Origin of the sequence: Amycolatopsis sp. A133, from assembly GCF_031082405.1 — a bacterium.
In the GTDB taxonomy this organism is placed as follows: Bacteria; Actinomycetota; Actinomycetes; order Mycobacteriales; family Pseudonocardiaceae; genus Amycolatopsis.
Genome location: NZ_JAVHJU010000057.1, coordinates 101,971 through 125,522 on the forward strand (window position 1 = coordinate 101,971; position 23,552 = coordinate 125,522).

General features: G+C 71.9%; 22 protein-coding genes. 10 read left to right on the top strand and 12 right to left on the bottom strand.

The genetic code is table 11. The annotated features are described in order from the left end of the window. Positions 1-24: 24 nt before the first annotated feature. The 5 genes from Q5425_RS33025 to Q5425_RS33045 form a co-directional block, all read right to left on the bottom strand. Entirely contained in the window at positions 25-897 is an 873-nt protein-coding gene (locus Q5425_RS33025; RefSeq protein ID WP_308676268.1) for a carbohydrate ABC transporter permease, read from the bottom strand. Then, positions 894-1,805: a sugar ABC transporter permease gene (locus tag Q5425_RS33030; protein ID WP_308676269.1), complete on the bottom strand. Its 912-nt coding sequence runs from the start codon at positions 1,803-1,805 to the stop codon at positions 894-896. Before Q5425_RS33030 ends, Q5425_RS33025 begins: the two co-directional genes overlap by 4 nt. Positions 1,806-1,814: 9 nt before the next feature. Further along, a complete protein-coding gene (locus Q5425_RS33035; RefSeq protein WP_308676270.1) occupies positions 1,815-3,080 on the bottom strand; it encodes an ABC transporter substrate-binding protein in 1,266 nt (421 codons plus the stop codon). A gap of 208 nt (positions 3,081-3,288) precedes the next feature. Next, positions 3,289-4,104: an endo alpha-1,4 polygalactosaminidase gene (locus Q5425_RS33040; protein ID WP_308676271.1), complete on the bottom strand. Its 816-nt coding sequence runs from the start codon at positions 4,102-4,104 to the stop codon at positions 3,289-3,291. Positions 4,105-4,194: 90 nt separating this feature from the next. Beyond that, entirely contained in the window at positions 4,195-5,001 is an 807-nt protein-coding gene (locus tag Q5425_RS33045) for a DeoR/GlpR family DNA-binding transcription regulator (RefSeq protein WP_308676272.1), read from the bottom strand. Positions 5,002-5,126: 125 nt separating this feature from the next. Here Q5425_RS33045 and Q5425_RS33050 point away from each other — a divergent pair, with 125 nt between their 5' ends. From Q5425_RS33050 to Q5425_RS45850, 7 genes are all read left to right on the top strand, one after another. Next, positions 5,127-6,251, top strand: coding sequence for an SIS domain-containing protein (locus Q5425_RS33050; protein WP_308676273.1), 1,125 nt, complete (start codon positions 5,127-5,129; stop codon positions 6,249-6,251). A 1-nt stretch (position 6,252) separates the two neighbouring features. Continuing rightward, the gene (locus Q5425_RS33055; protein ID WP_308676274.1) at positions 6,253-7,209 is read left to right on the top strand and encodes a BadF/BadG/BcrA/BcrD ATPase family protein; all 957 of its coding nucleotides are present in this window, start codon (positions 6,253-6,255) and stop codon (positions 7,207-7,209) included. A gap of 9 nt (positions 7,210-7,218) precedes the next feature. Further along, positions 7,219-8,130 carry a DMT family transporter gene (locus tag Q5425_RS33060; RefSeq protein WP_308676275.1) on the top strand — a complete coding sequence of 304 codons (912 nt, stop codon included), beginning with the start codon at positions 7,219-7,221 and terminating at the stop codon, positions 8,128-8,130. After that, positions 8,127-9,032 carry a PfkB family carbohydrate kinase gene (locus tag Q5425_RS33065; protein WP_308676276.1) on the top strand — a complete coding sequence of 302 codons (906 nt, stop codon included), beginning with the start codon at positions 8,127-8,129 and terminating at the stop codon, positions 9,030-9,032. The genes Q5425_RS33060 and Q5425_RS33065 overlap by 4 nt, the downstream gene beginning before the upstream one ends. Then, positions 9,032-9,856 carry a class II fructose-bisphosphate aldolase gene (locus Q5425_RS33070; RefSeq protein ID WP_308676277.1) on the top strand — a complete coding sequence of 275 codons (825 nt, stop codon included), beginning with the start codon at positions 9,032-9,034 and terminating at the stop codon, positions 9,854-9,856. Before Q5425_RS33065 ends, Q5425_RS33070 begins: the two co-directional genes overlap by 1 nt. A gap of 111 nt (positions 9,857-9,967) precedes the next feature. Then, positions 9,968-12,742 (top strand): glycosyl hydrolase family 65 protein, encoded by a 2,775-nt coding sequence (locus Q5425_RS33075; RefSeq protein ID WP_308676278.1) that lies wholly within the window; start codon positions 9,968-9,970, stop codon positions 12,740-12,742. 611 nt (positions 12,743-13,353) lie between these two features. Beyond that, positions 13,354-14,715 carry a beta-1,3-glucanase family protein gene (locus Q5425_RS45850; RefSeq protein WP_396135291.1) on the top strand — a complete coding sequence of 454 codons (1,362 nt, stop codon included), beginning with the start codon at positions 13,354-13,356 and terminating at the stop codon, positions 14,713-14,715. A gap of 80 nt (positions 14,716-14,795) precedes the next feature. Here Q5425_RS45850 and Q5425_RS33090 read toward each other — a convergent pair whose 3' ends face one another. After that, the gene (locus tag Q5425_RS33090) at positions 14,796-15,494 is read right to left on the bottom strand and encodes an SDR family NAD(P)-dependent oxidoreductase (RefSeq protein ID WP_308676279.1); all 699 of its coding nucleotides are present in this window, start codon (positions 15,492-15,494) and stop codon (positions 14,796-14,798) included. 113 nt (positions 15,495-15,607) lie between these two features. Here Q5425_RS33090 and Q5425_RS33095 point away from each other — a divergent pair, with 113 nt between their 5' ends. Next, positions 15,608-16,558 (top strand): helix-turn-helix transcriptional regulator, encoded by a 951-nt coding sequence (locus tag Q5425_RS33095; protein ID WP_308676280.1) that lies wholly within the window; start codon positions 15,608-15,610, stop codon positions 16,556-16,558. On the opposite strand, the gene Q5425_RS33100 is transcribed toward Q5425_RS33095, so the two are convergent. Both Q5425_RS33100 and Q5425_RS33105 read right to left on the bottom strand, forming a co-directional pair. Continuing rightward, entirely contained in the window at positions 16,517-17,194 is a 678-nt protein-coding gene (locus Q5425_RS33100; RefSeq protein WP_308676281.1) for a type 1 glutamine amidotransferase domain-containing protein, read from the bottom strand. The genes Q5425_RS33095 and Q5425_RS33100 overlap by 42 nt on opposite strands. Positions 17,195-17,261: 67 nt before the next feature. Then, positions 17,262-17,855, bottom strand: a complete 594-nt coding sequence (locus Q5425_RS33105; RefSeq protein WP_308676282.1) for a TetR/AcrR family transcriptional regulator — start codon at positions 17,853-17,855, stop codon at positions 17,262-17,264. A 153-nt stretch (positions 17,856-18,008) separates the two neighbouring features. On the opposite strand from Q5425_RS33105, the gene Q5425_RS33110 reads away from it, so the two are divergent. Beyond that, on the top strand, positions 18,009-19,052 hold the full coding sequence (locus Q5425_RS33110) for a substrate-binding domain-containing protein (RefSeq protein ID WP_308676283.1): 1,044 nt from the start codon (positions 18,009-18,011) through the stop codon (positions 19,050-19,052). Between the two features lie 4 nt (positions 19,053-19,056). On the opposite strand, the gene Q5425_RS33115 is transcribed toward Q5425_RS33110, so the two are convergent. Genes Q5425_RS33115 through Q5425_RS33130 form a run of 4 tightly spaced genes read right to left on the bottom strand, consistent with a single transcriptional unit; the run spans position 19,057 to position 22,572 of the window. Then, positions 19,057-20,298: a prolyl oligopeptidase family serine peptidase gene (locus tag Q5425_RS33115; RefSeq protein ID WP_308676284.1), complete on the bottom strand. Its 1,242-nt coding sequence runs from the start codon at positions 20,296-20,298 to the stop codon at positions 19,057-19,059. 45 nt (positions 20,299-20,343) lie between these two features. Beyond that, positions 20,344-21,180 (bottom strand): serine hydrolase, encoded by an 837-nt coding sequence (locus Q5425_RS33120; protein WP_308676285.1) that lies wholly within the window; start codon positions 21,178-21,180, stop codon positions 20,344-20,346. Between the two features lie 25 nt (positions 21,181-21,205). After that, on the bottom strand, positions 21,206-22,078 hold the full coding sequence (locus tag Q5425_RS33125) for a hypothetical protein (protein ID WP_308676286.1): 873 nt from the start codon (positions 22,076-22,078) through the stop codon (positions 21,206-21,208). Continuing rightward, positions 22,078-22,572: a SigE family RNA polymerase sigma factor gene (locus Q5425_RS33130; protein ID WP_308676287.1), complete on the bottom strand. Its 495-nt coding sequence runs from the start codon at positions 22,570-22,572 to the stop codon at positions 22,078-22,080. Before Q5425_RS33130 ends, Q5425_RS33125 begins: the two co-directional genes overlap by 1 nt. A 164-nt stretch (positions 22,573-22,736) precedes the next feature. Between Q5425_RS33130 and Q5425_RS33135 the strand changes: the two genes are divergently transcribed. Next, a complete protein-coding gene (locus tag Q5425_RS33135) occupies positions 22,737-23,486 on the top strand; it encodes a DUF899 domain-containing protein (protein WP_308676288.1) in 750 nt (249 codons plus the stop codon). Positions 23,487-23,552 lie beyond the last annotated feature (66 nt).

Sequence of the window (23,552 nt, forward strand, 5' to 3'; positions counted from 1 at the left end):
TCCGATCCGGTTCGGGGAAGGGAGTCAGCCCTTGAGGCCGCTGGAGGTGACCGACTGGATGAACGTCTTCTGCGCGCCGAGGAAGGCCAGCAGCACGGGCAGCACGGTGATGACGTTGCCCGCCATCACCGCGGCCCAGTTCGTGTGGTGCTGGCCCTGGAACGTCGTGAGCCCCAGCTGCAGCGTGTAGGTCGTGTCGTGGTTGACCGCGATCAGCGGCCAGGTGAGGTCGTTCCACGTGCTGAGGAACGTCAGCACGGCCACCGTGCTCAGCGCGGGCCGCGACAGCGGGAGCACGATGGTGAACAGCACGCGCAACCGCGAGCAGCCGTCGATCCACGCCGCCTCTTCGAGCTCGCGGGGCAGCGACAGGAAGAACTGGCGCAGCAGGAACACCGCGAACGGCGTCACCAGCGACGGCACGATGAGCGCGCCGAGGGTGTCGATCAGGCCGAGCCGCTTCATCACCAGGAACGTCGGGATCATGGTGAGCTGGAAGGGGATCGCCATCGTCGCGATCATCAGCGCGAGCAGCGTCCGCGAGCCGGTGAACCGCATCCGCGCGAACGCGTAGCCACCCAGCGTGCCGAACAGCAGGTTCGACACGACGGTCACCGCCGAGACGACCAGCGAGTTCGTGAACCAGCGCAGGAACAGCGCGTTCTCGAGGACGTAGCGGTACCCCGAGAAGTCCACCCGGGACGGCCACAGCGCGGGCGGGAACCGGTTGATCTCGGCGTTGCTCATCACCGAGCTGAGCAGCAGCCACACCAGGGGCGCCGCGAACAGCAGCGCCAGCGGCACGAGCAGCAGGTGCCAGGGACTGAAGGGCAGCCGGGGACGGCGCAGCACGGGCAGCACGGCGTGGGTCGCGGGCGCGTCGAGCCGGGCGGTCATCGAAGCGCCTTCCCGGGCCGGCGAAGCAGGCGTACAGCGATCACGACGACCAGCAGGGCCAGCGCGAGCACGTAGGCCGACGCCGCGCCGTAGCCGGCGGTGAAGTTCTTGAACGCCTGCTCCCAGACGAAGTAGACGATGACCGTGGTCGAGCCGAGCGGGCCGCCCTTGGTCGTGACGTAGACCAGGTCGAACACCTGCAGCGAAGTGATCAGCTGCCACAGCACGAGGAACGCCGTCACCGGGGTGACCGCGGGCAGCGTCACGTGCCGGAGCACGCGCCACGTGCCGGCGCCGTCCAGCCGCGCAGCCTCGACCAGTGACGGCGGGACGTCCTGCAGCGCGGCCAGGTACACCACGACGCAGAAGCCGGTGCCGCTCCACAGCGTGATGCCGACCAGCACCAGCAGCGCCTGCGCCGGGTCGGTCAGGAAGCCCTGCGGCGACACGCCCAGGTGGTGCAGCAGGGAGTTGGCCGCGCCGAACTGCGGGTCGAGGATGAAGGAGAACAGCACCCCCTGGGCCGTCGCCGACAGCACGAACGGGACGAACACGAGCGTCCGGTAGACGCCGACCAGGCGGATGCGCCGGTTCAGCGCCTGCGCCAGCAGGAACCCGAACAGGATGCTGAGCGGGACGTAGAGCACCGTGTACAGCACGGTGTTCCCCACGGCCTGGGCGAAGTGCGGGTCCTGGGCGAGCGCGGCGTAGTTGTCCAGGCCCACCCAACGGCTCGGCGTCACCAGGTCGTCGGCCTGGAAGGACAGCACGAGCGACCAGGCCACGGGCACCACACCGAGGCCGAGGATGATGAGCACGGCGGGCGAGACGTAGGCCCACGCGGCGGCGGACTCGCGCCGCTGGCGTTGGCTTGGGGTGACGGTGATGGGCCTCGGCAGTCCGGGCATGGCGGCTCCCTATCGCGGAATGATCAGGGCGGCGTTCGCGGCCGCGGCGCAGTCGCGCATGGCGTCGGCCGGCGTCGCCCGGCCGAGCAGCACGGCGACGATCGCGGTGCCGAGAGCCGCCGACACCTGGGGGTAGGCCGGGTGCACGGGCCGGACGCGGGCGTTCTCCAGCGCGTCGACGAACACCGGCAGGCCCGGCGTCTCGGCGCTCTTCTCCTGCCACGCGGGCAGTTGCTGCGCGCGGCGGCTCAGCGGGAGGCTGCCCGCGCCGTCGTCCCAGCGGACGTCCTGGGCCGGGTCCGCCAGCCAGGACAGGAAGGTGCGCGCCGCCTGGACGCGCTCTTCGCCGTTGTCGAACAGCGTCCACGTGTCCGGGCCGGAGATGGTGATCGGGCGGCCGCTGAAGCTGGGGAGCGGCACGACCGCGTAGTCGATCCCGGCGTCGGCGATGTCGGGCAGCTGCCACGGTCCGGTCGGGACCATGCCGATGTGGCCGGCTTCGAAGGCCTGGTACATCTGCTCGCTGCCGGTCTTCGGGTCGAGGTAGACCGACTTCGCCGCGGCGAGGTCGCGGACGACCTCGAGGGCACGCACGCCCTGGCCGGCGAACCCGATGCCGCGCCCGCCCGCGCCGATGACGTCGCCGCCGAGGTCCCACACCATCGGCCACAGCCGCCACACGGTGTCCTCGTCGCCGGTGGCCGGCCACGCGGTGCCGAAGGTGCCGTTGCCCGGATCGGTGAGTTTCGCGGCCGTGGCGACGAAGTCGGCCCACGTCCAGCCCGCGGCGGGCAGCGGGATCCCGGCGCCGGCGAACAGCTCCTTGTTGCACACCACGGCCAGGGAGTCGAGCAGCGCCGGGACCGCGCGGATCCGGCCGTTGACGGTGACCGCTTCCCGGGCCGGTTCCCAGAAGCCGGGGCCTGCGTCGACGAGGTCGGTGACGTCGACGACGCTCGGGCTGCGCGCCACGCTGGCGAGGTCCGAACCGAAGACGTAGGCGATGTCCGGGAAGGACCCCGACGCGAGCGCCGCGGTGATCTTCTGGAGCATCGCGTCGGAAAGGACCCCGCCGCCCAGGTCGATCCGGATCCCGGGGTGGGTCCGGTGGAAGTCCGCGACGAGCGCGTCGAGGACCTTCTTGCCGGTGTCGGTCTGGCCGTGCCAGATCTCGACCGTGACCGGGCCGCCGGTGGCCCGCGCCGGGCCGCAGCCGGCGAGGGCGGCACCGAGGGCCAGACCGCCGGCGCCGCGCAGGAATCCGCGGCGGTCCATCAGCGGGTCTTGCCGGGGAACGGGAAAGACATCATCGAAGACTCCGGATGATGGTGGGCACGACCCCGCCTCGGACCACCGACGGGTCCTGGCGACTCAGTCCGGGCTCGCGGGAGAACCGACATACCGGCTGGGCATACCTCTGACGTCGGTGTTCCCGACGTGGACAGCAGTAAAGCGAGCGCGATCGAACGTGTCAAGGTGCGCGTCAGCAGGTCTTGCGGACGTATCCGCTCGTCCCCTGGGGCACCACGTACAGGTCACGCCGGACGATGCTGATCTTGCTCTGCCACCCCGGGCAGGCCTTGCTCATACCCGAAGCGGTGTACTCGACGTCGACGACCCGGTTGTTGAAGGGACCGGCGTAATCGGCGCACTCCTCGTATTCACCGCATTCTTCGGTGACGGCGAAGTCCAGGCCGTTGGCGACCCGGTTGCCGGCCAGTTCCGGGGTGTTCTTCTGGGCGATGGCGAGGTTCTTGCCGTGGGCGCGGGCCGACAGGAGCTTGATGTACTCCTGCGCGTGCGTGGTGGTGAGCAGGTTCTTGGACCGGCTGTAACTGTCGTAGTTGTCCGGCTCGATCGCCTGGTACCCCTTCGAAGCGCACGTGTCGATCCAGCTGCCGACCTTGGCCGCCACCCGGGTGCGTTTGTCGGCGGTGCGCAGGTCGAGCAGGGTTTCCTTCCAGTCCGGGTCGACCACCTTGTTGCCGTTCGCATCGCGCAGCAGCAGGTCGCCCGGCCAGTCGCCGTCCTGGCCTTCCTGCGCCTGGAAAGCATTGAGGTAGCAGATGTTGTACTTGCCGCTCGCCGGGGCCGCGGAGACGTCGCGGCTGACGATCTGCACCCCCGACGGCGGGGTGTAGGCGCCGCCGATCTGGTAGTCGAACCCGGCGGCCTGCGGCGGCAGGGTGACCGCGGCCGAGGCCGGTGCGGCGACCGCGGCGAGTGTGCCGACGGCGAGCGCGCCCGCCGCCGTCAAGGAAGCGAATCGGTTGCCGTGGACGGGGAGGGAACGCTTCATCCGGACTCCAGCATCGTCGGGGCTGTTGTCGGCGAAAGGTAGGCAGCCCGGCCACCGCGGTCAATCAAACGCGCATTCGTGATGAGCGTTTCAGCGGTCCTCGGCGGAGCCGGCCTCGACGACGGTGACCCGGACCCCGGCCCGGCGGATCGCCGCGACCGGGCCGGGTGCGGCGGAGGAGTCGGTGATGACCTCGTGCACGTCCTGGATGTCACCCATGCGGGCGAGGGTGCTCCGCCCGAGCTTGCTGCCGTCGGCCAGCACGACCACCCGCTGGGCGCGGCCGAGCATGGCGCGGTTGGTCCTGGCCTCGTTCTCGTCGTGCGTGGTGATGCCCGCCGCCGCGTCGATGCCGTCCACGCCGACGAACGCCGTGCCGATGCTGATCGAGGCCAGCACGTGCTCGGCCCAGGGGCCGACCAGCTCGTAGGACTGGGGCCGGGCGACACCGCCGACGACGACCAGTTTCAGCCGGGGGTGCAGGGCCAGGTCCATCGCGATGTTCAACGCGTTCGTGACCACCGTCAGATCCGCCCGGCCCGGCAGTTCCCTGGCGAGTTCGCTCGTGGTGGAGCCGCCGGTCAGGGCGATCACGTGCTTGCCGGTCGGCAACGTGCGGATCGCCGCGTGCACGATGGCGCGTTTGGCGTCCCGCGAACGGCCTTCCCGGTAGGGCGGCGGCACCTCATTCGTGCGCCCCCGGGGCCGCGCGCCGCCGTGGGTGCGGGTCAGCAGCCGCTGTTCCTCCAATTTGGCCAGATCGCGCCGCAGCGTGGCGGAGGAGACGCCGAACCGGGCGCTGAGCTCGCCCACCTGCAGCGAGCCGGTGTCCGCGAGCACCCGCAACAGCTCCGAGAGCCGTTCGGCCCGGGTGGTGCGCCGTTTCCGCGTGGACATGGGCCGAGCCTACGACAGCCGGCGAAACGCTCACTCCGGATGCGCATTTGGCCGGTGGACCTTGCCCCTCGGGCGGGGAGCGGATGAGTCTCCGGGAGTACGTCCCGGAATCGGAGGCAGCACCTATGCACAGCAGCGGGCGGTGGTTCGGCGACAGCCGGACCGCGCGGGAGATCGAGCAGCAGCCCGCCACCTGGATCCGGGTGGCGGAGACCGTGCGGCGGGCCCGGCCGGACATCGAGCGGCTGATCGGGCCCCCCGATCGGCGGATCGTGCTCACCGGTGCGGGCACCTCGGCGTTCATCGGCCAGGTCGTGGCCCGCGATCTCGCGCGGCACCTCGGCCGGCCGGTCGAGGCGATCGCGACCACGGAGATCGTCGCCGATCCGCTCGCCGTGGTCGTGGACGACCGGCCGATCGTGCTGGTGTCCTTCGCCCGCAGTGGCAACAGCCCCGAGTCCGTCGCCGCGGCGGATCTGCTGCACCGGCTGACGCCCGGGCTGCGGCACCTGGTCATCACGTGTGACCCGGGTGGACAGCTGGCGCGGCGCTGGTCCGGCGACGGGAACGCGGTCGTGGTGACCCTCCCGGACGAGGTCAACGACCGCGGATTCGCGATGACCTCCTCGTTCACCGGGATGGCGCTGGCGGCCCTGCTCGCCTTCGGCGTGGACGTCGACGTCGAGGCGCTGGCGCGCGCCGGGACGGCTGTGCTCGACGGTGCCGCGGAGCACGCGTCGGCGATCTCCGGCGCCAAGCCGGCCCGGCTGGTTTTCCTGGGCTCCGGGCCGCTTCGCGGGCTGGCCCGGGAGGCCGCGCTCAAGTGCCTGGAACTGACCCGGGGCGAGGTGGTCGGCATCGCCGATTCCGCGCTGGGCTTCCGGCACGGACCGAAGTCGGTGCTCGACGAGCGCACCACCGCCGTGGTCTTCCTCTCCACCGACCCGCACGCGCGGCGGTACGACGTGGACATCGCGCGCGAGCTGGTGCAGTCGCTCGGCGAGGAGCGGGTGGTCGTGGTGGGCGACGCCCCCGAGTTGGCCGGCGCGCGGATTTGGCCGGTGCTCTCGCCACCCGGCGCGCCTGTGGCCGGGTACGCGTTGCTCGCCGTGATCGCGGCGCAGACCACGGCGCTCGCGTGCTCGCTCGCGCTGGGCGTCACCCCGGACAACCCGTTCCCCGAAGGGGAGGTGAACCGCGTCGTGCAGGGCGTGGTCATCCACGACTTCGTTCCCCCGGAGGTGAGCTGAAGTGTTCCTCGGTGTCGACGGCGGGGGGACGAAGACGGCGTTCTGCCTGGTCGATCTCGACGGCCGGGTCGTCGCGGAGGCCCGGACCGCGAGCGTGTACTACCTGAGCGAAGGCCTGCAGATCGTGGAACCCCTGTTGCGCCAGGGGATCGGTGAAGTCTGCGCGGCCGGGGGCGTTCAGGTCCCGGACATCAGGTACGCCTTCTTCGGCCTGCCCGCCTACGGGGAGATCAGTGCCGACGTACCGGTGCTCGACGCGATTCCCGCCCGGATCCTCGGTACGCGGAACTACCGCTGCGGCAACGACATGATCTGCGGCTGGGCCGGGTCGCTGGGGGCGGTCGACGGCATCAACGTCGTCGCCGGCACCGGCTCGATCGCCTACGGCGAACACGGCGGCAGGCAATGGCGCGGTGGTGGCTGGAGCGAGCTGTTCGGGGACGAAGGTTCCGGCTACTGGGTCGCGATCCAGGGCCTGAACGCGTTCAGCCGCATGGTCGACGGACGGCTGCCGGCCGGCCCGCTCGTCGGAGAGATGCGCCAAGCCCTCGGCCTCGCCGCCGACTTCGACGCGATCGACGTCGTGGTGAACCGGTGGCACGGCGACCGGGGCCGGATCGCGAGCCTGAGCAAGGTCGTCGTCCGGGCCGCCGACGCCGGCGACCCGGTCGCGACCGGGGTGCTCCGGGAGGCCGGGCGCGAGCTCGCGCTGCTCGTCGACGTCGGCCGCGTGGCGCTGGAATTCGATGCCGCCCAACGGGTTCCGGTGTCGTACTCCGGTGGCGTGTTCGGATCGGCGCACGTGCTGTCGTCGTTCCGCGCCGCGCTGTCCCTCGAGTACGACCTCCGTGAGCCGCTGCTGGAACCGCACATCGGTGCCGCGCTCTACGCGGCGCGCCTGCACGGACACCCGTTGCGGGCCGAGCAAGTCCACCCGGCCGCGTCCCTGCCGCACTGAGGAGCCGAGATGTCGTTCACCCGCGCGAACAGCTGGATCCCGTACGCGGGACTGCTGGTGGTCTTCTGGGGAGTTTGGGGGGCCTTTTCCAGCCTGCCCACCAAGCTCTACGCCTATCCCGATCCGATGGTGTACGTGGTGTGGGCGCTGACCATGCTCGTGCCCGCGTGGGTCTCGCTGCGGGGGAAGAAGTTCGACCGCGGCCGGATCGCCGCCGGGTACGGGCTGCTGATCGGGCTCACCGGTGCGGGTGGGCAGCTGCTGCTGTTCAAGGCCCTCACGATCGGACCGGCCTACGTGATCTTCCCGATCGTCGCGCTTTCGCCCGCGATCACGGTGCTGCTGGCGTTCGGCGCGCTGCGGGAACGGCTCGGCGGGTGGTCGTGGGCCGGTGTGCTGCTCGCGCTCGTCGCCGTCGTCCTGTTCTCCGTGTCCACCGGAGACGGCGGGGACAGCGGGTGGCTCTACCTGGTGCTGGCCGCGGGCGTCTGCGTGGCGTGGGGCGTCCAGGCGTTCTTCATGCGCAAGGCCGCGCTCGCGGGCGTGGACGACGCTTCGACGTTCGGCTGGATGACCATCAGCGGGCTGCTGCTGATCCCGGTCGCCGTGCTGATGATGGGCGGGCTCCCGCTCGGTTTCCCGTGGCAGGCGCCCGCGCTCACCGCCGGCACCCAGCTGCTCAACGCGGTCGGCGCGCTGTTCCTCGTGATGGCGATGAGCCGCGGCAAGGCGTCGATCGTGGCGCCGGTGACCAACGCCCTCGCCCCCGTGCTGACCATCGTCCTGTCGCTGCTGGTCTTCGGCGCCGCCCCCACCGGGTTCCAGATCGCGGGCATCGTGCTGGCCCTGGCCGGCTCGACCCTGATGGTGTACCGCGCGGAAAAGTCCACGGAGCTGGTCCCCGGCAGCGCGGCGTCATGACACCGCGGATCGTCACGGTCACCCTCAACCCCGCCGTCGACGTGACCTACCGGGCCGACGTGTTGCACCTCGGCGGGACCACGCGGGTCTCGGACGTCCGGTCACGGGCCGGCGGCAAGGGCGTCAACGTCGCGGCGGTGGTCCGTCAGCTGGGCGGCGAGAGCCTGGTGCTGGCGCTGACCACGACCCGGGCGCCGGACGAGTTCCGGGAGGGGCTGGACCGGCTGGGCCTCGCCCACCGGCTCGTCCCCGCGCTGCCCGCGGTGCGGCGGACCGTGGCGGTGGTGACGCCCGCCGGCGGGACCACGATGCTGCAGGAGGCCGGCTCCCCGGCTGCCACGGGCGGGGAAGCGGGCATCCTCGACGTTCTGCGCGCCGAGCTGGCGGCCGGCGCCGGCGCCGTCGTGATCTCCGGGAGCGTGCCGGCGGGGATGGGCGCCGACGTCCCCGCGAAGCTGGCCCGGCTGTGTGTCCGGCACGACGTGCCGGTCATCGCCGATGTCTCCGGCGCCGCCCTCCGCGAGGCCGCTCGCAGTGGAGCGGTGCTGATGCCGAACGAAGACGAGCTGACGGAACTGGCCGGGCCCGGTCTGGACCTCGTGGCCGCGGGAGCCCCGGCGGTGGTCGCCACCTTGGGCCCCGGAGGTGCGACGGCGGTGACTGCCCGGGGCGCCTGGCGCGCCCGTCCCGCCGAAGTCGTCACCGGCAATTCGGCCGGTGCCGGAGACGCGGGAGCCGCGGCGCTGGCGATGCACCTCGCCGGGTCCGAAGTGGACTGGCCGGTGGCGCTGGCGGACGTGGTCGCCACGTCGGCCGCCGCGGTGCTGCGGCCGGTGGCCGGCGAGATCGACGTCGCGGCCAGGGACCGGTGGATCCGTGCGGTGAAGGTGGAGGAGATGTGATGAACTGGGCCGCCCTGCTGGACGACCTGCGCGCGCAGCGGCGCGCGATCGGGGCGTTCAACGCGATCCTGATCGAGCACGCCGAAGCCGTCGTGGCCGGCGCGGAGCAAAGCGGATTCCCGGTGGTCCTGCAGATCTCGCAGAACGCCGTCCGCTACCACGGGTCGCTCGCGCCGTTCGCGCTCGCCTGCTCGCGGCTGGCCGAGACCGCGACCGTGCCCGTCCTGGTCCACCTCGATCACATCGAAGACGAGGAGCTGATCCGGGAGGGCCTCGACCTGGGCATCACGTCGGTCATGTTCGACGCCGCCGCGTTGCCCTACGCCGAGAACGTGGCCAGGACGAAAGCCGTCGTCGAACGCTGCCACGCCGCGGGCTGCCGTGTCGAGGCGGAACTCGGCGAGATCGGCGGCAAGGACGGCGCCCACGCCCCCGGCGTGCGCACGGACCCGGACGAGGCCGCCGAGTTCGTCGCCGCGACCGGTGTGGACTCCCTCGCGGTGGCGGTCGGCTCGTCGCACGCCATGGCCGACCGCAGCGCGGTGCTCGACGAGGAGCTGATCGCCGCGCTCGCCCGCCGCGTCCCCGTGCCGCTCGTGCTGCACGGGTCCTCCGGCGTGCCCGACGAGGGACTGCGCGGGGCGGTGGCGAGCGGCATCGTGAAGGTGAACATCGGAACGCGGTTGAACCAGGTGCTCACCGAAGCCGTGCGCGCGACGCTCGGGACGCACACGGCGCTCACCGACCCCCGCCGCTACCTGGCCCCCGGCCGGGACGCGGTCCGGGACGAGGTGGCCCGGCTGCTCACCTTGCTCGCGAAGTGAGGCGGCTGCGAGGGCCATCCGGGCTTAACAACGCCCGCGCGGACCTATATGTTGTCACCCGCAACATATTTACGGCGTCCCCGTGTTCTGCCGCCAGGAGGTGCTGTTCCGATGACGAAGCACGACGGAGCCGGTGGCGCCGGGAGAACGACCGGGGTGCTGAAGAGCCGGACGGCTTTTGTGCTGACCGCCGGCTGCCTGCTCCTGGGCCTGCTGGCGGCGCCGGCCTCGGCCACCTTCCCGCCGGGGCACGCCGCCGGTGGCGACGGCTGGGTGCTGAGCACGAACGACCCGGCGAAGAACTACTCCCCGACGTTCGTCGGCAACGGCTACCTCGCCGCACGGGTGCCCGCGGCGGGCCACGGGTACAGCAGCAAGCCCATCGTCACGCAGTCCCAGCTCGCCGGCTTCTACGGCGCTCCCTCGGCCGGGCAGGAGGAGCGAGCCGGGCTGCCGGCCTGGACCACGCTCGGGTTCGGCCGCGGCGGCGACGTCTACGGGCTGGGGGAGTGGTCCTGCGGGTTCGGGCAGCTGTGTCCCGCCGCGTACGGGAAGATCTCCGGCGGCGCGTTCGTCGAGAACTCCCACCCCGGTGCCACCGTCGGCGCCTACCTGGCCGGGCTGAACACCAACAACACCCCGACGGTCGGGGGCACCGACGTCATCCCCGTCCGGGACGCGCCGGCCGGTCCGGCGACGCTGGCCGTGCGGTACGGCAACGGCAGCGGCAGCCCGCAAACCGTCCACATCGGCGTGAACGGCACCGTGCAGCAGCTGTCCGTGCCCAGCCTGGCCGGCTGGGACGACTGGGCGGTGGTCACCGTGCCGGTGACCCTGACCGCCGGCGCCAACAAGCTCGAGGTCACCGTCACCGAGGGGGACACGGCGCGGGTGAACGTCGACTACCTCGCGGTGTACCCGGACGGCGCGCCGCCGCCGGCGCAGGTCGCCTCCGATGCGGTCGGCACCACCACGAACTACCGGCAGTCGTTGGACCTGCGCACCGGGGTGCTGACCACGTCGTTCGACTGGACCTCGCCCGCGGGTGACACGACCGGCTTCGTCTACGAGGTCAACGCCAACCGCGCGGACGGGCACCTGGGCACGGTGAGCGTGCGGGCCGTCCCGCACTGGAGCGGAACGGCCACGGTCGTCGACGAGTTCGACGGCCGGGGATTGGACCACGCTTCGACGTCGGACGCGCGGGTGGACGGCAGGACCGCAACGCTGTCGCAGACCGTCGTGAGCGACGGGAACCTGGTCACCGCCGGGATGACTTCGGTGCTGCGCGTCGACGAGAAGGCGGTGCCCACCCGGGCGATGGCCGACCCGGGTGCCGGGAGTGCGGGCCAGCGCGCGGACTTCCCGGTCCGCGCCGGCGTGCCGGTGCGCGTCACCAAGTACGTCGGGGTCGCCTCCAGCGTCGACACCGACCGGCCGCTCGCGGCCGCGACCCCGCGCCAAGCCGCCGCGGCGACCGCGGCACGCGCCGCCGGAGACGGCTACCGGCGCGCGCTCGCCCGCAACGAGGACGCCTGGTCGCGCCTGTGGCAGTCGAGCATCTCGGTCCCCGGCGACACCACCATGACCGCGCAGGTGCACGCGTCGATGTTCTACCTGCTCGCGAGCGTGCGCGCCGGGGTCGTCTGGAGCGCCAGCCCGGGCGGGTTGTCCTCGGACGGGTACAGCGGTCACGTGTTCTGGGACATGGAAACGTGGATGTACCCGGCACTGCTGGCCCAGTACCCCGACATCGCCGCCGACGCGAACACCTACCGGCAGCAGCGGCTGCCGGCGGCGCAGGCCGCGGCGGCGGCACTGTCCACTCCGGACCACCCGATCAAGGGCGCGAAGTTCCCGTGGCAGAGCGCGCTGACCGGCAAGGAGACGACGCCGGACTGGTCGCCCGACGGCAAGCAGGAAATCCACATCAACTCCGACATCGCCCTGGCGCAGTGGCAGTACTACGAAGCGAGCGGCGACCAGGCGTGGCTGCGGGACAAGGCCTGGCCCGTGCTGCAGGGCATCGCCGACTACTGGGCCACGCGCGCCGTGCCCGACCCGGCCGGCGGGTACGCCGTCAAGGACGTCAAGGGCGCCGACGAGTACCACGACAACGTGGACAACAGCGTGAGCACCAACGCCGGCGCGCAAGCTTCGTTGCGCATCGCGATCCGCGCCGCCGGCATCCTCGGCCGGACCGCCGATCCGGTGTGGGCCGAGGTCGCCGACGGCCTGAAGATCCCGGTGGACGCCGCCGCGAACATCCATCCCGAGTTCGACGGGTACGCCGGGCAGACCGTCAAGCAGGCCGACGTCACGCTGCTGCAGTACCCGTGGGCGGTACCGATGTCGCCGGAACTGGCCCAGAACGACCTCGACTACTACGGGCCGCGCACCGACCCCGGCGGTCCGTCGATGACGGACGCGATCGCCACGATCGCCGGTGCCGCGCTGGGGTCGCCCGGCTGCGCCGTCTACACCTCGCTGCGCAAGAGCGCGGACCCGTACCTGGCCGCGCCGTTCGACCAGTGGTACGAAACGCGCACCGGGGGAGCGTTCGACTTCACCACCGGCCAGGGCGGTTACCTGCAGGAGTTCCTCTACGGGTTCACCGGGCTGCGCTGGGGGACCGACGCGGTCACCATCGACCCCTTCCTGCCGCCGCAGCTGCCGGGGGTCGACATCACCGGGGTCAAGTGGCACGGCCGCACGTTCGACCTGTCCGTCGGACGGCAGAGCACGAAGCTGACCCTGCGCTCCGGGCCGCCCCTGCCGGTCCGGGTCGGCATCGGCCGCGGCGACGTGCGCCAGGTCAGGCCGGGTACCGCGCTGCAGGTACCGACCCGGCACCCGGGAGGCGATCCGGCGGACTGCGGTTCCTGACTGCCGCTCCCGGCCGGTTTCCCAAGTGGACGGTCAGGGTACCGGCATGCGGGTGCTGGTTCTGGAGGACGAACCGGAACTCGGTGCAGAGATCGCCGTCGGCCTGCGGTCCGCCGGGTACGCCGCGACGGCGTCCTGCTTTCCCTCGGGCCAAGGAATTCGCGGTGCTCGAACTGCCGGTGGACCCTCGAGGGCCGGCCGACGTGCACCGCAGGAGCGAGGCCGGCGACATCTGGGGCGGCTCGCCGGTATCTCGTGGAACGGTACCCACCTCGCCACTGCGCTGCCCGCGGACCGATGGCGCCGGCATCCGTGAACGACCGTCTCCACGGCCCGGCCGGCCGGAGGCGAAGTGCATGGCTGACTCCCGGTGAGTCGGCCCCTGAGCGGGTGGCGGCGCCACGCAGAGGTTCGAGGTGGAACCGGTTCCGAGGATCGCCGCGCGACCGGGATCTGTCAAGGCTTGACAGGCCGGGTGCGGTGGTATGAACCTTTCTACCGATCGTTCCCGCCGGCCCGCGAGGGCATCCGCCCGGCGCTCAGGGACGAGCCGGACCTTGCCGTTGCCTGACTGGCGGTGGGTCCGCCCGCTTCCCAGCCAGGGAGGAACCATGTTGACGAACACCCTGCCGCGGCACCGTCGCCGCGGACCCGGTCGCCGCTTGGCGACGCTGGCGGCTGCCCTCGCCGTCGCCGCGCTCGGCCTCGCCGTCCCCTCGGCGAGCGCCGCGGATGCGGTGATCTCCCAGGGGAAATCCGCCACCGCGTCGTCGGTGGAGAACGCCGGCACCCCCGCGTCCGCCGCCGTGGACGGGAACGCCGGCACCCGCTGGTCGTCGCAGTTCGCCGATCCACAGTGGATCCAGATCGACCTCGGGGGCGCGGCGACCGTCAGCCAGGTCGTGCTGCGCTGGGAGGCCGCCTACGCGACGGCCTACCAGATCCAGTTGTCGGACAACGGATCCAGCTGGTCCACTGTGTACCAGACGACCACCGGAACCGGTGGCACGCAGACGCTGAACGTGACCGGTTCGGGGCGGTACGTGCGGTTGTACGCGACCGCGCGGGCCACCGCCTACGGCGTTTCGCTGTGGGAGTTCCAGGTGCTCGGCACCGGCGGCGGGACAACGCAGCCCGGTGCCGGCGTCCCACCCGACTCGTTCTGGGGTGACACGAGCACCATCCCGGCCGCGCGGAACGTGCTCACGGTCAAGGTGCTCAACCGGACGAACGGCAAGTACCCGGACAGCCAGGTGTTCTGGAACTTCGGCGGCCAGACCCACTCGATCGCCGAGCAGCCCTACATCGACATGCCGGCCAACTCGGCCGGGCGGATGTACTTCTACCTGGGCACACCGAACGGCCAGTACGCGGACTTCATCGAGTTCACCGTCGGCCCGGACGTGTTCAACGGCAACACCACCCGGGTGGACGCGTTCGCGCTGAAGCTGGCCATGCGGCTGCACGCGCACGACGGTTACGACGTGCAGGTCGGCGACGACTACCAGACCTTCCAGGAGGACCGCTCGGCCACGTTCGCCAAGTTCCAGGCCGAGGTGCCGACCGAGTTCAAGGGCCTGGCGACGGTGAACGCGCCGTACCGGATCCCGGCGCCGGGCAGCGCGCCGGACTTCCGCGCCGGCGGCCGGTACGCGAACTACTTCACGTCCTACGCGCAGTCGGTGGGGGTCAACGAGCCCACGTCGAACATCACCGGGTGCGCCGGTTCGCTGGCCGGCAACCCCGACATGTGCGCGGCGCTGAACCGGCACACGGCGCACCTGCCGCAGTCGCAGTGGCAGGACCCGTCGCGCTACTACCAGGCGGCGCCGGCGAACTACTACGCGAAGTTCTGGCACGACCACGGCATCAACCGCCTCGCCTACGGCTTCCCGTACGACGACGTGGCCGCCCAGTCCTCGTTCGTCTCGCACGGGGACCCGCAGTGGCTGGTGGTCGCCGTCGGCTGGTGACCGGTGCGGTGGCGGCTCTGGTAACCGGAGCCGCCACCGCTGCGGCGATGACGGCCGAGCCGCCGCCACGTCGGCCGGCTTCAGGACCAGGCGATCTCCCCGGTCCGGTCGACGAAGCGGCCGGAGCCGGCGCCGGGCTGCTCGGTGGCCAGGCCGACGATGGCGTCGGTGCCCTCGGTGACGGTCTGCGGGCCGCTGTGGCCGTTGAGGTCGGTCGCCGTGTAACCGGGGTCGGCGGCGTTGATCCGGATGCCGGGGAACGCCTTCGCGTACTGCGTGGTCAGCATCGTCAGCGCCGCCTTCGAAGCGGTGTAGAGCGGTGCGACGACCTTGGACTCGGCTCGCGCCGGGTCGTGGGTGAGCGCGAGGGAGCCCATCCCGCTGCTGACGTTGATGATCACCGGGTCCGCCGACCGGCGCAGCAGCGGCAGGAACGCGGTGGTCGTCCGGACCACGCCGGCGAGGTTGACGTCGAAGACGCCCAGGACGTCGGCGCCGGTCAGGCCGGCGGGGTCACCGGCCGGGCCGTGGACGCCGGCGTTGTTGATCAGCACGTCGATCCGGCCCTCGTGCCCGGCGACGTCGGCGGCCGCGGCGGCGACGGACGCGTCGCCGGTCACGTCGATGGGCACGAACCGCGCGCCGACCGCGGCGGCGGCGCTCGCGCCCGCCTCCGGGTCGCGGGCGCCGACCAGCACGGTGTGGCCGGCCTCCACGAGACGGCGGGCGGTCTCGCGGCCGAGACCCTTGTTCGCTCCGGTGATGAAGGTGATCGTCATGGGGTCGATCTTCGGCCCGCCGGGCGCGGCCGGCCAGGGACGGCCCGACGGTAGGAACAGCGGTACCACCTTCGGGCCGGGCCCGGCGGCCGTGCCCGGGGGAAGATGGGGTCATGACCACGACACGCGGGGCCGGACTGGGCGCGATGATCCGCACCTGGCGGGATCGGCTGCCGCCCTCGGCCGCGGCGTTGCCGGTGGGCCGGAACCGCCGCACGGCCGGGCTGCGTCGCGAGGAGCTCGCCGATCTCGCCGGCTTGTCGGTCGACTACGTCGTACGCCTGGAGCAGGGCCGGGCCACCACGCCCTCGGTGCAGGTGGTCGCCTCCCTCGCGCGTGCCCTGCAGCTGTCGGCGCCCGAACGGGATCACCTGTACCGGCTCGCCGGTCTCACCCCGCCCGCCGGCGGCATGATCTCCGACCACATCCCGCCCGGGGTCCACCGCGTGCTCTCCCGGCTCGGCGACGTCGCGGTCGCGGTGTTCGCCGCCGACTGGCAGCTGCTCTGGTGGAACCGCAGCTGGGCCGCGCTGCTGGGCGACCCGTCGTCCGCGGAACCCCGCCTGCGCAACTTCGCCCGCGACCGGTTCCCGCTGGACGCCGGCCCCGCCTGCCTCGCCCAGTGGCCCGTGACCGAACTCGACGCCGACACCACGGACCTCGCCGTCGTCGCCGACCTGCGCCGCGCGACCGGACGGTTCCCGCACGATGCCCGCCTCTCCGGGCTGATCCGCGAGCTGACCACGGGCAACCGGCGGTTCGCGCAGCTGTGGGCCACCGGCTCGGTCGCCGGCCACCGCGAGGACGAGAAGACGATCGACCACCCCTCGGTGGGGCCGGTCGCGGTGAACTGCGACGTGCTGGGAGACGGCGACACCGAGCTCAAGATCGTGATCATGACCGCCGTCCCCGGCAGTGCTTCCGAAACCCGGCTCCGGCTGGCCGCGGCCACCGGCCCCGTCCACCCGCCCGGCCGGCCGAGCCGTGCGGAATCGCCGGCCCGGCCCGCCCGGAACGAGGGGTCAGCCGAGCAGCGCGATGAGCGCGTCGGCGGCCGGAGCTGACGAGGCCGGGTTCTGACCGGTGATTAGCAATCCGTCCTGCACGACGTAGGGCTGCCAGTCGCCGGCCTTGGAGTAGTGCCCACCCAGCTTGGTGAGCTCGTCCTCGACCAGGAACGGGACGACGTCGGTGAGCTGCACGCCGTCCTCCTCGGTGTTGGCGAAGCCGGTGACCTTCTTGCCGCGGACCAGCGGCGTGCCGTCTTCGCCGGTGGTGTGGCGCAGCACGCCGGGCGCGTGGCACACGAGGGTGACCGGTTTGCCCGCACGCAGGGTGTTCTCGATCAGCCGGGCGGAGTCCTCGTCTTCGGCGAGGTCCCACAGCGGTCCGTGCCCGCCGGGGTAGAAGACCGCGTCGAAGCCGTCGGCGGCGACGGAATCCAGGCGCACGGTGTTCGCCAGCGCCGTGGTCGCCTCCGGGTCGGCCTCGAAGCGGCGCGTGTCGGCGGTCTGGGCGTCCGGCTGGTTGCTCACCGGGTCGAGCGGCGGCTGCCCGCCGGCGGGCGAGGCGAGCACGATCTCCCAGCCGGCGTCCTTGAAGCGGTAGTAGGGAGCGGCCAGTTCCTCGAGCCAGAAGCCGGTCTTGCGCCCGGTGTCACCGAGTTCGTCGTGCGAGGTGAGAACCACGAGTACCTTCATTTTTCCTCCATCTAGTAGACCAGTCGTCTCCGCACGGGCGGGAGCCGATGCCGGAGACGTAGTGCGGTTATCGGCCCAGGAGCCGGCGGGTCGCCGCCATCGTCGTGTCCAGCGAGGCCCGGCTGCGGTGGATCTTGGCCAGTACGCTGGCGCCGAGCCACATCGTGTAGAGCACCTCCGCCGTGGCGTGGGGTTCCCCGTCGATGGTGAGCGAACCGTCCCGCAGGCCTTGGCCGATCGTCTGCTCGAGGCGGTCGACGATCGCGGTTGTGCCTTCCTTCAGGGCGAGGCGCATGGATTCGGACAGGTCCGCCACCTCGGCGCCCAGCTTCACCGCGAGACACCGGCCGTGGCACTCGTCCAGGCTCTGCGTCTCGTACCACTGCTGCCAGTAGTCCATCAGCCGTGCGGCGGCCGACCGGTCACCCCGCTTCAGGATGCGGTCCATGTCGGCGAGGTACTCCTGGAAGTAGCTCTTCATCATGGCCTCGCCGAAGGCGTCCTTCGACGCGAAGTAGTGGTAGAAGGAGCCCTTCGGCACGCCCGCGTCGGCGAGCACCTCGTTGATGCCGACCGCGGCGTACCCCTTGCGGGCCATGATCCGCTGGGCGGCATCGAGGATGGCCCGCCGGGTGTCCGTGGCTCCTGGTGCGGTCGGCATGGCATCGACCCTAGCAGCGGATTAGACCGGTCGTCTAGTCGGCCCGGTTTCGACCGGAAGACGGGGCGTCCCCGCCTCCTTTTCAAGGGGGCACCGAGCCGGCAGCTGGGTAATCTGAGCCGGCTCGAAAAAGTTTCGACGGACGGAGTTCCGATGCGCGGGCGATCGCGGTCCGAGCGGGCCACCCTGGCGGACGTCGCCCGGCTGGCCGGCGTGTCGCCGGCGACCGCTTCGAAGGTCCTGAATGGACGCAGCGACGTCGGGGCGAGCACCCGCGAGCTCGTCCTCGGGGCCATCAACGAACTCGGCTACAAGCCGACGACGGCCCGGCGGGACCTGCAGCGGGAGCGCACGCTCGTCACCGTGCTCGACATCGTGGAGTCGCGCTACGCGGGGACGGTGCTCCAAGGCATCCTCGTCGCCGCGAACGCCGCCCACGCCGAGCTCCTCCTGCGCCTGCCGCCCGCGGACTGGACCGGCACGAGCCGCACCGCCGCCCGGGCGTGGGTGGCGGAGCTGCAGGCGGCCGGGGTGGCCGGCGTGGTCGCACTCGCCGTCGCCGTGCCCGGCTCGGTGCTCCTCGCCGCGGAAGAGGCGAAGCTGCCGGTGGTGACCATCGACCCCATCAACACGACCGGCTCCCGGGTCGTGAGCATCGGCTCCACCAACTGGGCGGGCGGTCGCTCGGCGACCGAGCACGTCATCGGGCTCGGCCACCGCCGGGTCGGCTGGATCGGCGGTCCGCTCGGCTCCGCGCCCTCGGCGGAACGCTTCCACGGGTACCAGGCCGCGCTGCACGCGGCGGACCTCACGCTGGAGCGCGCGCTGATCCGCCACGACGCGTTCGCCGTCGAAGCCGGGCTCCGGCACGGCCGCGACCTGCTGGCGCTCGGCGAGCGGCCCACCGCGATCGTCGCGGGCAACGACGAAATCGCCGTCGGCGTGCTCGCCGCGGCCCGCGAACTCCGGATCACCGTGCCGGCGCAGCTGTCGGTCACCGGGTTCGACGACACACCGCAGGCGCAGTGGACCACGCCGCGGCTGACGTCGGTCGGGCAGCCGCTTGCCGGGATGGGCCGGATGGCCGTCGAAACCGTGCTCGCCATGGCGGGCGGCGGCCGGCCGGCCTCCCGGCACCTCGAGCTGGCGACGACCCTCAACGTCCGCGACTCCACCGGCCCCGCGACACCGGCGTGAAGGGTCAGCGGCGCTGCCGCGCCAGCCACGGCCAGAGGTGGGTGCCCCCGGTGCTCGGGTCGTTGCGGGCCACGTAGATCCACGACCAGTGACCGGGGAACCGGTACCCGTTGCGGACGACGTGGTCGTAGAGCGTCAGCTCGGAGCGGGGGATCAGCTCGTGCGCGTGGACGGTGTTGGCCTGCGGGTCCACCGTGTCGTCGTCGCGGGAGGCGACCAGCCAGGTGGGAGTGCTGATCGCGGCCAGCTCGGCGTCGGGGACCAGCGGTGGGCCGCCCTCCTCCCGGGCGGCGACGACTCCGCAGACCGGGACCGACGCGGCGAACGTCGTGGGGTAGGTCGTCGTCATCTTCAGTGTCATGTAGCCGCCGTTGCTGCAGCCGGCGACGTGGACGCGGCCGGGGTCGACCGGCCGCGTGCGCTGCACCTCCCGGATGATCTCGTGGATGAGCGGGGCGAAGCGGGGGCCGTCGTCCATCCAGGCGGACGTGCATTGCGGGGCCACCACGTGAGCGCCGCCGAAGATCGTTTGTGCTTCCCTGGTGGCGAAACCGAGTGCGCCGCGGTTGGCGCGCAACGGGGTTTCGTTGTCGTAGTAGCCGTCGGGCAGGGAAGCGCCTTCGCCACCGCCGTGGAGCCAGACGATCAGGGGCCGCCGGCCGCGGTGGGCCGTGGGGGAGTACAGCCGGTACTTCATCCCGGAGCGGGAGGTGTGGTGGCTGAAGGCGTCGGCTTCGGGGTTGACCAGCCGGCCCTGCGTGAACCGGGTGAAGGTGACCGGCCGGCCGTGCCGCGGACGGAGGGGGGCGGTCTGGGTGATCGTGTAGGCGAGGTCGAGCCGCACGTTGCGGCGCTTGCTGTCGAGGTAGCCGAGGGTGCCGCCGCCGGTCTGGCCCTCGCCGTGGCTCAGCTCGAGCACGATGTTCCCGCGGGCGTCGAGCCGGGCGGCCGTCACGGGCCGGTCGAGGTCGTAGCCGACGTCCTGGCCGCCGGTGTCGATCGGGCTGGTGGCCTTCGCGTGCACGCGGAAGGTGCCGGTGGTCAGGCTCGCGGGGTCGATCGGCCCGATGCGGGCGGTGCCGAGGGTGATCGCGGTGATCTGTTCCCCGCCGTCGAGCGTCTCGGCGCCGAGGGTGAAACCCACGCCGTCGCGGCCGGTGGCGCGGGCGACGTCCGGCAACGCGAGGCCCGCGGTGAGACCCGCGCCGGTGACCAGCGCGGTGCGGCGGCTGAAGACCTTGTCCATGCGCACTCCTTCGTCGTGGGTGTCGTCGTGGGGCTCACCGCCCGCTCACCACGAGCCGAACAGTTGCTGGGCAACGTTCCTGCAGACATCGGCCCCGTACCGGTGCCCGGTGCCCTGGTCCGGGTAGCGCACCAGCACCGCGAGCACCCAATGGTCCCAGATCGCCAGGCAGTTCACCGTCCACCAAGTGCCGTGCAGCGTCCAGCCGTTCTTGACGGCGATGCGTTCGCCCGCGAGGGCCGGCGCCTCCGGGATACCGAACGCGTTGCCCGGATCGACCGACTGCATGAGCTCCAGCAGCTTGGCCCGCCACTGCGCGCTCACCCCCGGCCCGCCGGCCACGCACCGGCCCAGCAGCGTCGCGTCGGTCGCGGACATCGTGGTCTTGGACCACCAATCCGGGTGGATCCGCGTCTCGTGCAACCCGCAGGTCCGGATCATCCGCTCGATCGAAGCGTCCCCGCCGAGGCGCAGGTACAGCGCCTGGGCGGCGCGATCGTCGCTGACCCGGATCATCCGGCTCAGCCGGTTGTCTTCGTCGGCCGAAAGCCGTGAGCCGCGCAAGGCGAGGAAGTCCACGGCGAGCCAGACCTTGATCACGGATTCGGTCGTGGTGCGCAAGGTTCCGTCGCCGACCACGGCACCGGAGCCGAGCTCGCGCAACGCCCAGGACCACTCGCCCCGGACGTCGAGCGCCACCTTGACTTCCTTCGGGCTCGGCACGGCCGGACGCGTGATCGAAAACTGCGGCGCGGTGTTCGGCGGCCCGGCCGAGGCCGGTCGCCCCGTCGCAGCGGTTACGTCCGCTGGACGAAGGCAGACCGCCGCGGCGACCGCACCGATGACGACGCCCAGCAGGACGACGATAACGGGAATACGCATCGGAACTCGCCTCGGCCGGAAACGCTCAGCGGTTCAGCTGCACCGAATTCAGCAATTCCAGCGCGGCCTGCTTGTTGGCGTGCGAGCTGTCGAGTTCGATCGTGTAGGCCCCGAGCGTCCGGTGCTGGTGCAGGGGGAGCGGGTCCTCGGGGGAAACGCCGTCCGAGGCCCGGCTGCTCGGTGACACGAACATGGAGAAACAGCGGCTGTCGAGCGGGGCCCGCACCGCCTCGGCGCCGGGGCAGAGGACGAGGGTGTTGGCTTCGGGCTCGCTGGTGAACGTGACGATCTGCTGCCCACCGGGAACGTGCAGCGACTTCAGCGGCGAGGCGATCGACGGCGGGGTGGTCCCGATCTTCCCCAGCAGGGCGAGCATTTCCCCGGCCGTCACCGGTTTTGTCGTCCTCGCCCAGATCCAGCGACCCGGTCCGTCCTGCCACATGACCGACTTCGGGTCGGCGATCTGGCCGGCGGTCGTGGGCTTCGCGGCCGACGCGCTCTTGGGGGCGGCGCTTTCCCGGACTTCGATTTCGAACGCGTACTTGTGGTCCTGTCCGTAGTGCAGGCCGGCGAAGTGCGGCTGGACGGCCCAATGCAGCAACTTCCAGGACCTGTCCTCGAGACTCACCGACGGCGCGGCCGGGAGCACCTTTTCGGCGGCCGGTGGCTGGTCCGGCGCGGCGGACAAGGCATTCGCGGGCGTCGCCGGCGGGGTATCCCGGTCGAGCACCCCGACGGTGCCCGCACCGAGGGCGGCCACCGCGAGGGTCACCGCGGCGACGCTCACCGTCCGGCGCCGCCGGATCCGGCGGGTGGCGACGGCGAGCACGTCGCCGGGATCGGGGGCCAGGGCCTCCTGGGCGCGCAGCACGCGGCGCAACTCGTCGAGATCGGTCATCAAACAGTCTCCTTGCCTTCGTTGAGCTGGATGCGCAGCGAGTTCAGTCCGCGCGAGATGTGGCTGCGCACCGTGCCGGTCGCGCAGCCGAGCATCGCCGCGATCTCGCCGTCGTCGCGGTCTTCGTAGAACCGCAGCACGATCGACGCCCGCTGTGCGCGGCTCAGCTGGGCGAGCATGCCGGTGAGCTGGTCGGCGTCGGCGATCCGCCGCGCCGGATCGGGCGCGGCCGGCTCCCGGAACCGGGCCACGTCCGAAGTGGGGCGCACGGACCGCTGGTACCAGTGGCGGTGCCACGAGAGGTAGCCGTTGACGACCACCTGCCGCATGTACAACTCGGGCCGGTCCGCCGCCGCGATCCGCCGCCAGCTCTTGTGCGCGCGCACGAGCGCGTCCTGCACCACGTCCTGAGCCAGGTCCCGGTCACCGGTCAGCACGGCGGCGAAGCGCAGCAGGCTGGGCAGCTGCTCTCGTGCGAACTCTTCGAAGTGCACACCTCTTAAGATGCGCCCGGCCCGCGATCTGTTGCAGTTGCGCCCGAGATCGTCCGGAACGGCTCCCGCGGCGCGGCGATTCCTTTCGCCCGCCGGCGGAGTCAGAGAGGAGCCCGGCTGACGAGCAGGAGCGTGACGTGCCGGAAAGCGAGAGGAAACCCGCCATGAGAGTGCCCTCGGTCGTGTCTGCCCAGGAGTGGGAGGCCGCCCGTCAGAAGCTGCTGGTGAAGGAGAAGGAGCAGACCCGCGCGCACGACGCGCTGGCCGCGCAGCGCCGCCGGATGCCGTGGATGGCGGTGGAGAAGGACTACCGGTTCGACGGCCCGGACGGGCCCGTGGGCCTGCTCGACCTGTTCGAGGGCCGCCGCCAGCTGATCGTCTACCGGTTCTTCTTCGAGCCGGGGGTGCACGGCTGGCCGGAGCGTGGCTGCGTCGGGTGCTCGATGATGGCCGACCAGGTCGCCCACCTCGCGCACCTGAACGCCCGTGGCACGACGTACGCGCGGGTGTCGCGGGCACCGCAGCCGGACATCCGGCGGTTGACGGCGGAGATGGGCTGGGACAGCCCCTGGTACACCCTCACCGACGACTTCGACGCCGACTTCGGGGTGGACGAATGGCACGGCACCAACGCGTTCGTGCGGGACGGCGAGCGGGTGTTCCGCACCTACTTCGTCAACCACCGCGGTGACGAAGCGCTGGGCAGCACGTGGAGCTACCTCGATCTCACCGCGTTCGGCCGGCAGGAGGACTGGGAGGACTCGCCGGAGGGACACCCGCAGACCCGGGCCTACGAGTGGTGGCGGCGGCACGACGAGTACGAAACGGGGACCGACCCGTGGGAGGGGCACCTCGACGAGAAGGTGGTCGCCGCCAAGGCGCACGCACGCACGTCGGCGGGCGAGGCGACCTGACCGCCGCACCGGCCGGCTTCCCGGCCCGCGGCCCGTTCGTCGGGTCGCGGCGCCGGGAACCGGTGC